Below are 15418 nucleotides of genomic sequence, written 5' to 3'. Positions count from 1 at the left end.
CAGATCCTTCACCGTAGCGTCGTTGATGTGTTCAAGCCTGCTTGTCCTCGGAGGCAACCCCATCCGACGGCCAGCATCGGACGGGGATGACACAGCGCCGGCTTACTTCGCGAACGCCTGCGCCGCCGGCGTCACGGTGACGGCTGCCGGTTTGATGTGCAGCTGCATCGCGCCGATGACCTTGTCCTCATCGAGCAGCGCCTGCGGCTTGTTGCCGTCGTACTTGATGGGCGAAAACGCGTCGCTGACGAGCTTTTCCTTCAAGCCGGCCGCATCCTTGGCGACGATCACCACGGACAGGTTCTTCGCCGACAGATGCTGTTTGATGGCGCGGTTGACGTCAAGCACCGTCAGTTTCGCCAGGCCATCACGCATCAGTTTGGTGAACTCCGGCGTGCCATACCATTGCGAGTCGAGCGCATAACCGAGTTGCTGGTCCTGCGTCGAGGTCATGACGAAGACGTTCTTCATCAGGTAGTCGCGCGTGGTGGCGAAGTCGTCCTGCGTCAGGCCGTTGTCGATGAGCTTGCCCAATTCCGTCAGGGCCACGCGCAGGGCGAAGTGGGCGTTGTCCGGCGCCACGGGGCGTATCCAGATTTCGAACAGCTGCGCCTTGCGGCCCAGGTTCGGATTCGGGAAGAACTGAACCATGCCGCGCGGGAAAGCTTCAATGTACGCGTAATCGCCATAGTTCATGCCGCGCAGCTCGCGGATGCGCTGGTACAGGTAGGAGTTCGAGGCGCGGTGCTCGCCCAGCCAGGTCTTCGCCAGCCACAGGGCGGGGAAGTCCGGGTGCGTGCGCGTCACGTCCAAGGGCAGGCCGAAGGAAATGGCCGTGGCGCGCGTGTTTTTCTCGAGGATTTCCACTTCCAGGCCCTGCGCCTTGCGGCCCGCGGGTTTGACGGTGGCCGGCAAGCCTGGGCCGGCCGGCAGTTTGCCGAGTGCCTGCGTCAGCGAGGCCGTCATGGCGTCCGACACGTCGCCGGAAACGCCCACCTTCACGGCGCCTTGCGCATACGCGCTCTTCCAGAACTGTTTCACGTCGTCCAGGGTGATGGCGTCGATGCCGGCCATCGTGCCCAGCACCGGATGACCATACGGCGTGCCCGCATACACATTCGTTTGCAGGCGTTCCTTGGCGAATTCCTCTTCGTTATTGTCCTTCAGGTCCAGCAGCAGCGCGTTCTTTTGCGCATCCTTCAGGCGGCGGAAATCGTCTTCGCGCAAACCCGGCGAGAGCAGCAGGGGCAGGGCGATGGCGTTGAACTGCGTCCAGTTATCCCGGTGGATGGAACCCGTAAACGTCGTCATTTCCTTGTCCGTCTGCTGGGAAAAACTGCCGGCCAGCGGGAACAGGGCGGCGTTGACTTCGTCGATCTTGCGTTCGGACGAGCCGCCGGACGCCACCATGGCGGCCGTCAGCGCGGCCAGGCCTTCCTTGCCTTTGGGGTCTTGCGCGGAACCGGCCGTAAACAGCAGCTTGTAGCGGATCTGCGGCAGCGCGGACTTTTGCACCAAGACGTCAAATTTCGCGTTCGACGCGGCCGGCATCAGGCTGGCCAGTGTCGGCGTGGTGGCGATGGCGGCCGCCATCGGCTGATGCGACAGGGTGGTCACCACCAGGCCGTCGTCCGTCAGGTATTTGCGCGCGGCCGCCTGCAGGTCGGCCGGCGTGAGCGTATCGATCAGGCGGTAGTACTGGTTGATGGTCGCGTAGGAGCGGTCGAAGTGCACGAAGGACGCCAGGGTGCCGGCGATCTGCTCCGTGTTGTCGAGCGAGCGGATCAAGCCATATTTTTCGGCCGACTTGGCGTCCGCCAGGTCTTTTTCGCTCACGGGCGTGTCGCGCAGCTGCGCCACGGTGGCCAATATCGCATCGCGCACGTAGACGGCGTCATCGATGTTTTTCACGCGCGCGCCCAGCACGGCCAAGGACGGGTCGACCCGGTCCGGCGTCATCTCGAACAACTGGTCGACCTTTTGCTCGTTTTGCACCAGGCGTTTGTACAGCGGCGAAGTGCGGCCGAAGGACAGCGACAGCAACGTCGCCAGGGCGGCCTGGTCCTTGTCCTTCACGGAAAACGCGGGCGCGTGGAAACCCACGGCCACCCATGGCAGGGTCGGCGTGGGCCAGGCCACGTGCTTGTAGACGGGGCCGCGCGGCGCGGGTTCCACGGGCACGGCGGCCTGCTGCTTGCCGCGCTGCCAGGCGCTCCAGTATTTTTCCACCAGCGCGATGGCTTGCTGCGGCTCGACGTCGCCGGCGATGATGATGGTGGTGCGCTCGGGACGGTACCAGCGGTCGAAGAAGAGCTTCGAATACGCGTACTGGTTCGGCATGTCTTCGATGTCCTGGATAAAACCCATCGTCGTGTGCTTGTAGGTATGCGTGGTGTAGGCGCTGTCGCGCATCACTTCGAACAGTTTCGAGACGGGATTGGCGCTGTTCTTGTTATATTCGCCCAGCACGGCCCGCGATTCCGTCTTGAACGCGTCTTCCGCGTAATCGAGGTGCTGGAAGCGGTCCGCCTCCACCTTCAGCACGGTTTCCAGGTCTTGCTTGGCAAACGTCGTGTGGTAATTGGTCAGGTCGTCGCTGGTATACGCGTTCTGGCGCGCGCCGGCGCGGGTGATGACTTCCTGGTATTTCTCGGGCGGATACGCCTTGGTGCCGCGGAACATCATGTGTTCGAAGAAATGCGCGAAACCGGACTTGCCCGGCTCGACTTCATTGCGCGAGCCCGTCTGCACGGGAATCTGCAGCGAGACCAGGTTCGGGAAGCCGGTCGGCACGATGATGATTTTCAGTCCATTGGCCAGGGTCTTTTCGGTGGCCTTGAACGGCAGCAAATCGGCCTTGCTGGCGGCGGCGCTGTGGGCGGCGGCCGGTTTGACGGGCGCGGCGCCCAGGTTCGACGCGGCCATGGCCGACAGCGCCAGGGCGAAAGCGGGTAATAAAGCGGGCATGATTCTTGACACGGGGGCTCCTTCTTTTCTTGGAATGTGGAAAGTGCAACGCCGCAGCATAGAATATTCGTGCCGCCGTGCATAGGGGCTCTAAAAGTCGGGCCGCAGGATGCGCGTGGTGAGATGGGCCAGAAAGTCGCGCCGGGTCGGCAGGAACATGCGGATGTACACGGTGTCGTGCGCACGATCATGGTGGTACACGACGCGGATGTCGTGGCACAGGCGCTGCCGCACATCCAGGCCGAGGTCGCGGGCCGCTTCGATGGGCGCGCCGCTGCCGGGATAGGTCTTCAGATCGGCAAAGAGTTGGCGAAAGTCCGAGGTGAACTGCTCGCATGGCGCTGCCGCATGGCGCGCCTGGAAGTCGCTGCGCAATTCCTTGAAATCGGCTGCGGCGCTTTTCAGCACGACGATGCGCGCCATCTCAAGCCTGGTCGAGGCTGGCCAGGAAGTCCTCTTCGGACACCACGTCGCCGCGCGCGATGTCCTGGTTGCCCATGGCGATCAGCTTCATGAACGCATGCTGTTCCTGCATCTGCTGCGCCTGCCGCTTGCCTTCCTGGTAGGCGTGCATCGATAGCACGACCATCTTCGCTTCGCCATTTTGCGTGATGATGATGGGCTCGTCCTGGCCAGCGTCAAAGCTGTTGACGATCTCGGTCGTATTGGCCTTGAGGTAGGAGATCGGCTTGATGCGTTCCTTGAGGTCCATGGCGGCTCCGAATGAGATAAACTGCGACAGGACCAAATATACACCAAATTTGGTCGTGCTTCCTTGTGGCCTACGTCAGCGTCGTTTCCGGCAGGCTGATGCGGTTGCGGCCCAGGTGCTTGGCGCGGTACAGGGCGCAGTCGGCCGTGTGGATCAATTGCCCCGGTTGCGTGCCTGGGCCGGGCAGGGCCGTGGCGGCGCCGATGCTGACGGTGACGCAGGCGCCGTCGGGGCGCTTGCGCGGCAGTTGCAGCCGCTCCACGCGCTGGCGGATGCGTTCGGCCACGATGGCCGCGCCCTTGAGCGACTGGTTCGGCAGGATGACGGCAAATTCCTCGCCGCCATAGCGCGCCACCATGTCGTTCGCGCGCATTTCGCTGGCCACGGCGCCGGCCACCTTGCGCAGGCACAGGTCGCCGCCCTGGTGGCCGTGGCTGTCGTTGTATTCCTTGAAATTGTCGACATCGACCATCAGCAGCGACAGGGGCTGGTCCTGCCGCTGGGCGCGCTGCCACTCGGCCAGCATGGTGTCGTCGAAGCAGCGCCGGTTCGCCAGCCCCGTCAAGCCATCGCGCGTGGCCAGGCGTTCCAGTTCCACCTGCGCACGTTTTTCCTCCGTCATGTCGCGCAGGGTCTCCACCACGGCGATCAGCTCGCCGTGATTGCCATAGATGGGGCTGGCATCGACGGCCAGGTAGCGGCGCCGCCCCGTGCGTGGCATGTCGCACCAGTTTTCCGCACACAGATTGCTGCCCGTGCTGCTGCGGTATTGCTGCTGGGCATGCAGTGCGCGCATGTCGCCGCCGCGTCCGGCCAGCACCAGATCGGCCAGGGTGGGGCGCTCGTCGTTGTAAAAACAGCGGCCCGGCTCGCACGTGCCCAGTACTTCGGCCGCCGGCACGCCCGTCAGCTGCTCGCAGGCGCGGTTCCAGATCATCACCCGCCCCTGCGCATCGAGGACAAAGGTGGGCACCACCAGCAATTCCATCATCTTGACGGCGAAACCCTGGGCTGCATCGCAGGGCGATGCGCTGGCATGTGCGTGACTATCCGGCATGAATGCGTCCTTCCTGGGCGTGAATGGGGGGAGCTGGCTCCTTGGCCATGATGCAGCGCAGCGAGGCGGAGGGTGTTGATATTGAGCAATATTTTCAGCGGTGGAGCAGCGCCTCGTCGTGGAAGGCAGGCAGGGGCAGCGACAGGTGCAAGGTGGTGCCGGCGCCGCTGTGGCTGGCGATGTGCAGGCTGCCGCCGGCGGCGGCCACGCGCTCATGCATGCCGGACAGGCCGCAACCGAGGCGTGGCGGCGAACCCGCCAGCCCGACGCCGTCGTCGCTGATGCGGCAGGCCAGGGTGTCGCCCGCTTGTTGCAGGCTCAGCTGGACATGCGTGGCGTGCGCATGGCGGGCGATATTGGCCAGCGCTTCCTGCAGCGCGTGGTATAGCAGGGGGCCGTGCGCGCTGCCGGCGGCGGCGTCGAGCCGGTAATCGCAGTGGCAATCGATGCCGGTGCTGCGCTGGAAGTCCGCCAGCAAGCCGTCGCACGCCGCTTGCAGGCCGGCATCGAGAGCGGGCGGGCGCAGGTCGTGGATGACGCGGCGCAGCGCCGCGATGCTGAGGTCGACATTGCGCGCCATCATGGCCAGTTGCCGCGCCAGCTGGGGCGTGGCGCCATGCGTGCTGGCCTGCAGCATGGCCAGGTCGATCTTCAGGGTCAGCAAATGCTGGCCCAGGTCGTCGTGGATGTCGCGCCCGATGCGCAGGCGTTCCTGTTCGCGCGCCTTGCGCTGCCCGCTGGCCAGGCGCGTCTGCTCGGCGTCGGCGCGCAGCTGTTCCAGCGCCCGCTGGCGCAGCGCCAGGCGGTGCTGTCGCCACAGCAACAGCGCCAGTGCAACGAGCAGGATGGCGCAGACCAGCAGCAGAGGGGAGGGGGGGCCGGCCGGCGGCAGCGTCCCGGCCGCATGGCCGGCGTGCAAGGCGGCGAGTGCGCAGGCCGTCAGGCAGGCCAGAATGCTCAGGCGGTACGGCAGGCGTATCCAGCGTTGCAGCATGTCCTTGCTCCCTAAATGTTTTCCAACAAGCAATGTTCTTACAGAAAATATATTAACTTTGGGTTACTTATATTGTCTAAACGCAAAAGCTACGCAGTTATGCCTGCCCCTGTGGCTTTCTTGCCTGTTGACACTGCGGCGCCAGGTGGCGGGCACGGCATTTGCACGGGAAGTATCGCGGCGGCATATAATAGAGGGTTGTCAATCGGCATTTGCGGTTCCGGCGCGGTGCGCGGGCATCGCTGCGGTCGCCTTGCGCGATGACGCCAGCCAGCTCTTAGGAAATACAGTGACTTATAGCATCAAAGAGATTTTTTATACCCTGCAGGGCGAAGGTGCGCACGCGGGCCGTCCGGCCGTGTTTTGCCGCTTTTCCGGCTGCAACCTGTGGACGGGCCGCGAAAGCGACCGCGCCACGGCCGTGTGCCAGTTCTGCGATACGGATTTCGTCGGCACCGATGGCGAACGGGGCGGCAAGTTCAAGACGCCCGAGGAACTGGCCGCGCTGATCGACAGCCTGTGGCCGGCCAGCTATGCGCCCAGCAAATACGTGGTGTTTACGGGCGGCGAGCCGCTGCTGCAACTGGACACGGCCCTGATCGACGCCATGCATGCGGTGGGCTTTACCATCGCCATCGAAACCAACGGCACCTTGCCCGTGCCGCCCGGCGTGGACTGGATCTGCGTCAGCCCGAAGATGGGTTCGACACTGGTCGTACATAAAGGCAATGAAATCAAGGTGGTCATTCCCCAGTTCCAGCAAGACCTGGCCGCCTACGAACAACTGGACTTCGAGAACTTCTTCGTGCAGGCGATGGACGGGCCCCTGGCCGCGCACAACATGCAACTGGCCATCGAGACGTGCAAAAGCAACCCGAAGTGGAAGCTGAGCCTGCAAACCCATAAACTCCTGCAAATACCTTAACAAAACAATATGCTGACTATCACACGCAAGCTCGAATTCGATGCGGGCCACCGCATTCCCGACCACAAAAGCCAGTGCCGCAACCTGCACGGCCACCGCTACACGGTGGAAATCACGCTGGTCGGCAAGGTCATCGAAGCGGAAGGCAATTCCGACAACGGCATGATCATGGACTTTTCCGACGTGAAAACCCTGGCCAAGCAGCACCTGGTCGATGTCTGGGACCACGCCTTCCTCGTCTATGAAAAGGATGTGGCCGTGCGCGACTTCCTGGCCAGCCTGCCCGACCATAAAACCGTCGTCATCGACCGCATCCCGACCGTGGAAAACCTGGCGCGCATCGCCTTCGAGATCCTGAAAGCGGCGTTTACCGACCACTTCGGCACCGGCTTGCACCTGCATAAACTGGTGTTGCATGAAACGCCGAATTGCTGGGCAGAAGTGACCGATGACTGAAACGCACGCTGGCGCGCAGGACGCGCGCTACATGCAGCTGGCCCTTGAGCAGGCCCAGCACGCGTGGGACCTGGGCGAAGTGCCCGTGGGCGCCGTCGTCGTCAAGGATGGGGTAGTCATCGCCGTGGGCTACAACCAGCCGATCGGCCGTCACGACCCCACGGCGCACGCGGAAGTGATGGCCTTGCGCGCGGCCGCCGAAAAGCTGGGCAACTACCGGCTGCCCGGCTGCGAACTGTACGTGACCCTGGAACCGTGCGTGATGTGCTCGGGCGCCATGCTGCATGCGCGTCTGGCGCGCGTAGTGTACGGCGCGGGCGACCCGAAGACGGGCGCCTGCGGTTCCGTGCTGAATCTGTTCGAGCAGCCGGCGCTGAATCACCAGACGGCGATCGTCGGGGGCGTGCTGGCCGACGAGTGCGGCGCCTTCCTCAAGCGTTTCTTTGTCGAGCGCCGCCGCGCGCAGTCGGAAGCGCGCAAACTGGCCCATCCGCCGGCTTGTTAGCCTGGTCTTGCCAGCCATGCCAGCCATCGCGGCTGGCATTTCATAAATGTTGTGAAATAACATCTGTTTAGACCACTTTGTCATTCTCAAATGAGAATGATTCGTGTTACAGTATTGTTTTCGCCAGCAAACTTCCCTTGCGCATCGTTATCGATCCGGGTTCAAGAGCCAGCTTCCACTCTTAAACCGGATCATCATGACTACAGTGCTTCTGCAGCGCTCCGCTGCGCCCGTCGTATCTCCCGTTCCTGCCCGTCGCCACAACCTGGTGCTGCGCGCCGCCTTGCTGGGCCTGTTCGCCGCGCCGCTGCTGCCTGCCATGGCGCAAACGGCCGCCATCAACGCGGGCACGGCGGCGCAGGAACCGGCCAGGCTGCCCGTGTTTCCGGAAATCGTCGTCAATGCCAAGCAGGACTATGAACGCCGCGCCGGCACGAAGACGGTCGTCACGGCGGACGACCTGGAGCGCCGCAATGTCACGGACATGGGCGGCATCGTGCGCTACCTGCCTTTGATTACCGCGCCGGCGGCGGCCTCGGGCAGCGGCAGCGTGTGGGATGGTTCGGGCAATACCGGTTACAACATCCGCGGCCTGGAAGGCAACCGGGTCAGCCTGGAGCTCGATGGCATTGCGCTGCCGGACGCGGCACCGAAGCCGGACGGCAACACCCTCAACGCCTTCGCCACGGGCCGTGATTATTTTGATCCGGAAATGTTCCGCGAAGTGCGCATCGATTCGGGCACGACGGCCGCCAGCGGCGCCAATCCGGGCCTGGGCGGCGGCGTGGCCTTCATCACCAAGTCGCCCGAAGACTACCTGGGCGAGGGGCAGGATCATTATGTCGCCTATAAATACGCCCGCGCCACGGCCGACCGCAGCAATGCGCACACCCTGACGGGCGCCGCCAGGATGGGCGACCAGCTGCAGGGCCTGGCCGTGTATGTGCACCGCGATGGCGAGCAGACGGACAGCCGCGGCACCACGCCCGTCAATCCGGACGACTGGCATTCGAACGCCTTGCTGTCCAAGCTGGTGTGGACCTTGCCTGGCGAACAAAAGCTCGACTTGACTGTCGACATGTTCGAGCGCAAGAACAAGCGCGATCTGCGCAGCAAGGTCAGCACGTATTATCCGACGGGCGTGCAGCAGGATTCCACCACCCGGCGCACGCGCGTCAGCCTGGGCCACGACGTGGCGCTCAAGGATTTCGCCCTGTTCGACCGCCTGACGTCGAAAGTGTATCTGCAGAATGCGAACACCGATGACAAGACGCAAGGTCGCTACACCTTTGGCAGCCCGGCGCAGCGCTCCATTGAAACGAGCTTCAAGAATGACAGCATTGGCGTCACGTCCGAAGCGTTCAAGCAGCTCAACGCCGACAACGCGCTGTTGTATGGCGCGCAACTGGAACAGCTGAAAACGCGCCGTCCGTGGCGTGAAGACCGTCGCATCATCGCCACGGGCCAGCATCAGATCACCAACAAGAACCGCATGGCCGACATGGATACGACCAGGCTGGCCCTGTATGCGCGCGATGACCTCAGCTTTGATCTTGCTGGCAAGAAAGCCGTGCTGACACCGGGCTTGCGTGCCGACTACCGCAAGGACGCGCCGAAAAACCTGCAAAACTACGCCATCGGCGTGCCGGGCGCAGCCAAGGAAGTGCGCAAGCAGAGCGACACGTATTTCACGCCCAGCCTGAGCCTGTCCGTGGAAGTCGTGCCACAAATGAACGCCTACGCCACCGTGACGCGCGGCACGCGCCTGCCGACGGCGGCCGAACGCACGGGCACCTATGATTCCATCAGCTATACGGGCACGGGCAGGGGTTATGCCGTGCTGGGCAATGCGAATTTGCGCAAGGAAACCAGCCAGGCCTATGAACTGGGCTTGAAGGGCGACGTCGTCAAGGGCTTGAGCATGCACGCCTCCGTCTACCAGACGGAATACAAAAACATGATCGAGTATGTGATGCAGGAAGATGACCCGGTCAACTACCCCACCATCACTCAGGGCTTGTTCCGTCCGGAAAACATCGGCAATGCGCGCACCTGGGGTGCCGAGCTGACCCTGCGCGCGGAGCTGGGCGCCTGGGCGCCAGCCATGCACGGTTACCACGTCGACCTGGCGACGGGCGTGGCCAAGGGCCGCTCCTTCAATACCCTGACGGGCGACAGCGGCGGCCTGGCCTCGGTGGCGCCCGCCAAGACGGCGCTGACCTTCGGCTACGACCATGCAAACGAGCTGTTCGGCCTGGCCCTGACGGCCGTGCATGCGGGCGACAAGCAGGCGCCGAACGACTTGCTGACGGGCACGACCGCGCCGCGTTTCACCGTGCCGTCATACACGATCGTCGATTTATCGACCTATTGGAACGTGCACAAGAACGCGAAGATCGTCGTCGGCGTGTACAACTTGACGGACCGCAAGTACTGGGACTACGCCGCTGCGCGCAGCCTGTCTGCCGGCACCACGGCGGCCAGCCGCGCCGAGATCGAGCGCTATGCCAAGCCCGGCCGCAACGTCGCAGCCAGTCTCAGCGTCAATTTCTGATTTTTACCGGGGAGGGGTCCTTGCCCCTCTTTTTTTCCATGTTTGATTGAATGGTCTCTCTATGAAGTTATCCAAACTCGTTCTATCCCTGCTAGGCAGCCTGCTGATTGCAAACGCAAGCGCGGCCCCAGCCACCCTGGCGGAACGCTGGTCCACCTTGCGCACCGAGCAGCCGAAGCTGCAGATCCGCGACGCGGCGCGCGCGCTGGGTGCGTCGGAAGCGCAATTGCTGGCAACCAACATCGGCATGGGCGTCACGCGATTGCAGGCCGATGGCAACGGGCCGCGCGAAATCATGCGCGCCGCGCTGGATCTGGGCCTGGTGCAAGCGATCACGCGCAATGAAAACGGCGTCATCGAAACGACGGGCGTCGCCAGCAAGTTCAAGCAGGCGGGCGACAAGTCCGAGCAAGCCGATGCCAAGGACCCGGAAACGGAGGCGCGCCAGCGCAATATCGCCGGCGGCTACCTGGGCGGCCAGATCGACCTGCGTTTCCACTTTGAAAACTGGAAATATGCATTTGCTGTGGAGCAAGCGGGCCGCGACGGCAAGCCCACGCGCAGCCTGCAATTTTTTGATGCCAACGGCACGGCCGTGCACAAAATCTACCTGCGCAACGAGCCGGGCGTGGCCGTCTACGATAAATTGGTGGCAAACTTCCGCCTGCCCCAGCAAAGCGCCGAGCTGAACGTGCTGGCCGTGGCGCCAAAGGCGGCGGAAAAGCCCGACAGCGAGATCGACGTCAAGGAATTCCAGCTGGCCTGGAAAGACATGACGGACGTACATCAGTTTGCGCAAATCATGCGCGAATTCCATCTGACGCGCGAACAGGCGCTGCGCCTGGCACCGGCCGGCGTGGCCGAGCGCGTGACGCCGCAAGCGCTGCGCACCCTGCTGGAAAACGCGGCGAAGGACAAGGTCGCCATCATGGTGTTCCTGGGTAATGAGGGCTTGACGCAGATCTACAGCGGCAAGATCGAGAAAACCATGGCCGCCGGCGGTTTCTTCAACGTGCTGGACCCGGATTTCAATCTGCACATTCGCGACACGGCCCTGCGCAGCGGCTGGGTCGTCAAGCGCGGCGGCGTCACCTCGGTCGAGTTCTTCGACAACGATGGCACGCAAGTGGTTTCCTTCTTCGGCGTGCGCGAGCGCGGCAAACCGCAGCCGCAAGCGTGGGTGGATCTGGCTGACAGTCTGCCAAAGGCCAAGTAAGTAGCAGCACCGTTGCCGCCCGGCGTACCGGCGCGGCAACACTTCAGTTCGACTTGCGCATGAGTGACGATGGCGCGATCACAATAGTGGTATGCTGATTCCAGGATCGCAGATCGTGCCTGCGCGCCGGTTCCTGGAAGAGAGGCAATCATGGCAACCATCATGGCGAACGGCCTCAACATAGCTTATGAAAGCCACGGCAGCCCGGACGATCCGTGCGTGCTGCTGGTCATGGGCCTGGGCATGCAACTGATCGCCTGGCCGGCGGACTTCGTCGAAGGCATCGTCGAGCAAGGTTTTCGGGTGGTGCGTTTCGACAACCGCGACAGCGGCCTGTCGAGCAAGATGGCGCTGGCGGGTAAGCCGTATCTGCCGCTGGCCTACGTGAAAAACCTCATCGGCTGGCCCCTGAAAACTTCCTATACCCTCGATGACATGGCGGACGATGCGCTGGGCTTGCTGACGGCCCTGCGTATTGCGCAGGCGCACGTGATCGGCGTGTCGATGGGCGGCATGATCGCGCAAGTGATGGCGGCGCGCGCGCCGCAGCATGTGCTCAGCCTGACTTCCATCATGTCGAGCAGCGGCCGGCGCGGCTTGCCCGGCCCCACGCGGGCGGCGCGCAACGCCTTGCTGCAACGGCCGAAACGCAATGCCAGCCGCGCCGAACTGATGGCGCACATGGCCGCCACCGTGCGCGTCATCGGCAGCCCCGCCTATCCCGTCCCGGAAAGACTGCTGTACCAGCGCATCGACGCGGCGCTGCAGCGGGGCAGCTGCCCCGAAGGCGTGGCGCGGCAGATGGTGGCGATTGCCGCCTCGGGCGAACGCACGGCCCTGCTGCCGAGCATCAGCTGTCCGGCGCTGGTGATCCATGGCGCGGCCGACCCCTTGATCCCCGTCGCCTGCGGCATCGATACGGCGGCGCTGATTCCGGGCGCCCGGCTGGAAGTGATCGAAGGCATGGGACACGACATGCCGCCCCAGCTGATCGAGCGCCTGCTCGCCTTGATCGATGTGCATCTGCAAGGTAAGATGGTGCCCCAGATGCGCTCCCAGCCAGCTTGACAAGTTACTTGGCGCGCCGACCATTTTTGAAGGCACGGGCATTTTGAAAACACCTGAGATTGGCATCGCCATCGTGGCGCCGGGCGGTTGCGCGCCCGATGACGCGGCCGTGGCGCGCGGCATCGCCCGCTTGCAGGCGCAAGGCGCCACCGTCCATAATTACTATGACCACGAGCACACCTTCCAGCGCTTCGGCGGCACGGATGCGGGCCGGCTGGCGCAGCTGAACGCGGCGGCGGCCGACCCGGACGTGCAGGTGGTGCTCGCCTTGCGCGGCAGCTACGGCCTCAGCCGCATCCTGCCCGACATCGACTTTACCGCCATGGCCGACAGCCGCAAACTGTTTGTCGGCTACAGCGACTTCACGGCCTTCCACATGGGCTTGCTGGCCAGGACGGGCCGCGCCAGCTTTGCCGGCCCCATGCTTTGCGACGATTTTACGCGCGATGAAACGGAACAGTTTACGCTCGACCAGCTGTGGTCGTGCCTGGCGGGGCCCACGCATCAGGTAGAGGGCAGGGCGGCGGGCAATCCGCAGGTCGAGGCAGTGGGCACCTTGTGGGGCGGCAACCTGGCCATGCTGGTGCATCTGCTGGGCACGCCATATTTCCCCCAGGTCGACGGCGGCATTTTGTTTCTGGAAGACGTCAACGAACACCCGTACCGGGTCGAGCGCATGCTGCTGCAATTGCTGCACGCGGGCGTGCTTGCCCGCCAGAATGCGGTCGTGCTCGGTGACTTTTCCGCCTATAAATTGAGCCCCATGGACAGGGGCTACGACTTTGAGGTCATGCTGGCGTATGTGCGTGAGCGCTTGCCCGTGCCCGTGCTGACGGGGCTGGAATTCGGCCACATCCGCCGCCGCGTCACCTTGCCGTTCGGCGGCCAGGCGCGCCTGCAATCGGATGCGTCCGGCTTCAGCCTGCAGGTGACGGACTACCCGACTCTGGCGCGGCCCTGAACATTGTGAGCGCCAAACCCGGCAGACTGCTGCAGCTCGATGTGCTGCGCGGCATCGCCGTGTTTGGCATCTTGCTGGTGAATATCTGGTCGTTCGCCTGGGGCAGCCTGTCCTTGCGTTACGGCACCTTGCCGGCGCAGCCGCCCGTGCTGGACCAACTCGTCATTTTCGGCGTGGCGGCGCTGGCGCAATTCAAGTTCTATCCCATCTTCGCGTTTTTGTTTGGCGCCGGCTTTGCCCTGCAGACACGTTCCCTGCGGCGCCAGCTGGGCGGTTGGGAGCAGGCGCAAGCGGCCTATCGGCGCCGCCTGCGCTGGCTGCTGGTGTTTGGCCTGCTGCACGGTTTCCTCATCTGGAGCGGCGACGTGCTGACCTCGTATGCGGTGGCCGGCATGCTGATCCTGCCGCTGGCGTCCGCCAGGCTCAGCCGCGTGCGCAACCGCGCCTGGCTGGTGGCGGCCGGTTTTCTATTATTCATGTGCCTGTTGATTCCCGTGGGCCAGCAGGGCGGTGCGCAGGACATCGCGCGCGAGCTGCAAGCCTTTGCGGAGCGCCACGCGATGTATACGCAAGGCGGCGCGTGGGCCGTGGCCAGGCAGCGCGCCAACGATTTTCTCGTCTCGCTGCTGTACGCCATCGTCATGCTGCCGCATATCATCGTGCTGTTCTTGCTGGGCATCTTGTCCGTGCGTTGCGGCTGGCTGACGCAGCCGCGGCGCCACCAGCGCCTGTGGCGCCGCGTGCGCGCGGTGGGCCTGGGCGTGGGCTTGCCGTTCAACCTGCTGGCGGCGGGGGCCATCGCGTGGCAGGTAGCCGATCCGTATCAAACCGTGCTGGACGCGGCCCTGTTCGAAGTGGGCCTGTTCGCCGGCGGCCCCGTGCTGGCGGCCGGCTATGTGGCCGCGCTGATGCTGGCCGGTCCCGGCATGCTGCGCTGGCTGGGGTCATGGCTGGCGCCCGTGGGACGCATGGCGCTGAGTAATTATTTGCTGCAATCGCTGATCGGCACCTGGCTGCTGCAGGGGCCGGGCCTGGGCTGGGGCGCCACGCTGCGTCCGGCCGAGATGCTGGGCCTGGCGGTAGCGATCATGGCGGGGCAGGTGATACTCAGCCGCTACTGGCTGCGCCATTTCAGGCAAGGTCCCATGGAGGCGCTGTGGCGCCGCCTGGCGCGCCTGCCTTAATCCGTTCCCCAGTCAAATGCGGTTTGCGCCGCAGCCGGCGGCGCCTTGGCCCTGGCCGTGGGTATGAGCGGATTATCCACGGCATGCCATTCGAACAAGTCCACGTCGAGCATGCAGCTGCGCGCCAGGTGCAGCGCTTGCTCGGGGGGGAGCTCGGGGGCTAGCCAGCGGTGCGCGTCTTCCAGGCTGACGGCCACGGGACGGCGGTCGTGGATGTCGACCATGCCACCGAGGCTGTCGGCCGTCACCAGAACGAAGCCCGCTTCCTCGCGGCTGTGCTTCCAGGGGCCGAAATGGGCCAGCGCCAGCAGGAACAGGGGCGCGCGGTCGCGGCGGTGGATGTGCCACGGCTGCTTCGTGCCTTTTTCCCCCGTCCATTCATACCAGCCGGACACGCAGACGATGCCGCGCCCGGCGCGCAGCAAGGGTTTCCAGTAGGCGCCAGCGAGTTTTTCCAGCCGCGCATTGATGGCGATGGGGATTTTTTTCTTGCCGGGCGCGGGCACGGCCTGTGCGGCCCAAGCAGGGCGGTAACCCCAGAACACGTCGTCGACGCGGCGCACGCCATCCTCGATATGCAGCACGGGCCGGTAGGTGCCGGGCGAGACGTTCAGGTGCGGCTCGGCCTCGCTGTCGAACACCGCGTCGGTCCAGCCGAAGGACGACGCCATCACGCGCGCCGTGTCGTTTTGATCGAATCTTCCACACATGGCGAAATCATACCCGATCGCCCGGCGCCATGATGGCTGGCGCGCGCGCCCTCTCTGTGTGTGATCAAACGTACAGACTGCAGGCGGCATGTGGCGCACAGTGAAGGCC

14 protein-coding genes are annotated in these 15418 nt (G+C 64.2%); 8 read left to right on the top strand and 6 right to left on the bottom strand.

The window, feature by feature from the left end; all coding sequences use genetic code 11:
- Positions 1–102: 102 nt before the first annotated feature.
- The 5 genes from ACP7DW_RS05745 to ACP7DW_RS05725 form a co-directional block, all read right to left on the bottom strand.
- Complete coding sequence (locus ACP7DW_RS05745) at positions 103–2979, bottom strand: M16 family metallopeptidase (RefSeq protein ID WP_426054287.1); 2877 nt, start codon at positions 2977–2979, stop codon at positions 103–105.
- Between the two features lie 78 nt (positions 2980–3057).
- Positions 3058–3390, bottom strand: coding sequence for a type II toxin-antitoxin system RelE/ParE family toxin (locus ACP7DW_RS05740; RefSeq protein WP_426054286.1), 333 nt, complete (start codon positions 3388–3390; stop codon positions 3058–3060).
- Position 3391: 1 nt separating this feature from the next.
- The gene (locus ACP7DW_RS05735) at positions 3392–3679 is read right to left on the bottom strand and encodes a type II toxin-antitoxin system Phd/YefM family antitoxin (protein ID WP_426054285.1); all 288 of its coding nucleotides are present in this window, start codon (positions 3677–3679) and stop codon (positions 3392–3394) included.
- Positions 3680–3749: 70 nt separating this feature from the next.
- Complete coding sequence (locus ACP7DW_RS05730) at positions 3750–4736, bottom strand: sensor domain-containing diguanylate cyclase (protein ID WP_426054284.1); 987 nt, start codon at positions 4734–4736, stop codon at positions 3750–3752.
- Between the two features lie 94 nt (positions 4737–4830).
- Positions 4831–5730, bottom strand: a complete 900-nt coding sequence (locus ACP7DW_RS05725) for a sensor histidine kinase (RefSeq protein WP_426054283.1) — start codon at positions 5728–5730, stop codon at positions 4831–4833.
- A 289-nt stretch (positions 5731–6019) separates the two neighbouring features.
- Between ACP7DW_RS05725 and queE the strand changes: the two genes are divergently transcribed.
- From queE to ACP7DW_RS05685, 8 genes are all read left to right on the top strand, one after another.
- The gene (queE, locus tag ACP7DW_RS05720; protein ID WP_141169416.1) at positions 6020–6655 is read left to right on the top strand and encodes a 7-carboxy-7-deazaguanine synthase; all 636 of its coding nucleotides are present in this window, start codon (positions 6020–6022) and stop codon (positions 6653–6655) included.
- Positions 6656–6664: 9 nt separating this feature from the next.
- Positions 6665–7111, top strand: a complete 447-nt coding sequence (gene queD / locus ACP7DW_RS05715) for a 6-carboxytetrahydropterin synthase QueD (protein WP_071077189.1) — start codon at positions 6665–6667, stop codon at positions 7109–7111.
- Positions 7104–7616 (top strand): tRNA adenosine(34) deaminase TadA, encoded by a 513-nt coding sequence (tadA, locus tag ACP7DW_RS05710; RefSeq protein ID WP_426054282.1) that lies wholly within the window; start codon positions 7104–7106, stop codon positions 7614–7616. Before queD ends, tadA begins: the two co-directional genes overlap by 8 nt.
- Before the next feature lie 196 nt (positions 7617–7812).
- Positions 7813–10170, top strand: a complete 2358-nt coding sequence (locus ACP7DW_RS05705) for a TonB-dependent hemoglobin/transferrin/lactoferrin family receptor (RefSeq protein WP_426054281.1) — start codon at positions 7813–7815, stop codon at positions 10168–10170.
- A 61-nt stretch (positions 10171–10231) separates the two neighbouring features.
- Positions 10232–11386, top strand: a complete 1155-nt coding sequence (locus tag ACP7DW_RS05700; protein ID WP_426054280.1) for a hemin-degrading factor — start codon at positions 10232–10234, stop codon at positions 11384–11386.
- A 150-nt stretch (positions 11387–11536) separates the two neighbouring features.
- Positions 11537–12454, top strand: coding sequence for an alpha/beta fold hydrolase (locus ACP7DW_RS05695; RefSeq protein ID WP_426054279.1), 918 nt, complete (start codon positions 11537–11539; stop codon positions 12452–12454).
- Positions 12455–12497: 43 nt separating this feature from the next.
- Entirely contained in the window at positions 12498–13415 is a 918-nt protein-coding gene (ldcA, locus tag ACP7DW_RS05690) for a muramoyltetrapeptide carboxypeptidase (protein WP_426054278.1), read from the top strand.
- A 5-nt stretch (positions 13416–13420) separates the two neighbouring features.
- Positions 13421–14599, top strand: coding sequence for a DUF418 domain-containing protein (locus ACP7DW_RS05685; protein WP_426054277.1), 1179 nt, complete (start codon positions 13421–13423; stop codon positions 14597–14599).
- Here ACP7DW_RS05685 and ACP7DW_RS05680 read toward each other — a convergent pair.
- On the bottom strand, positions 14596–15309 hold the full coding sequence (locus ACP7DW_RS05680; protein WP_426054276.1) for an SOS response-associated peptidase: 714 nt from the start codon (positions 15307–15309) through the stop codon (positions 14596–14598). The genes ACP7DW_RS05685 and ACP7DW_RS05680 overlap by 4 nt on opposite strands.
- Positions 15310–15418 lie beyond the last annotated feature (109 nt).

It is taken from the genome of Janthinobacterium sp. PSRC1-1, from assembly GCF_049897525.1.
In the GTDB taxonomy this organism is placed as follows: domain Bacteria; phylum Pseudomonadota; class Gammaproteobacteria; order Burkholderiales; family Burkholderiaceae_D; genus Janthinobacterium; species Janthinobacterium tructae.
Note: the sequence above shows the minus strand (reverse complement) of the source record. Positions and strands in the feature narration are given on the sequence as shown.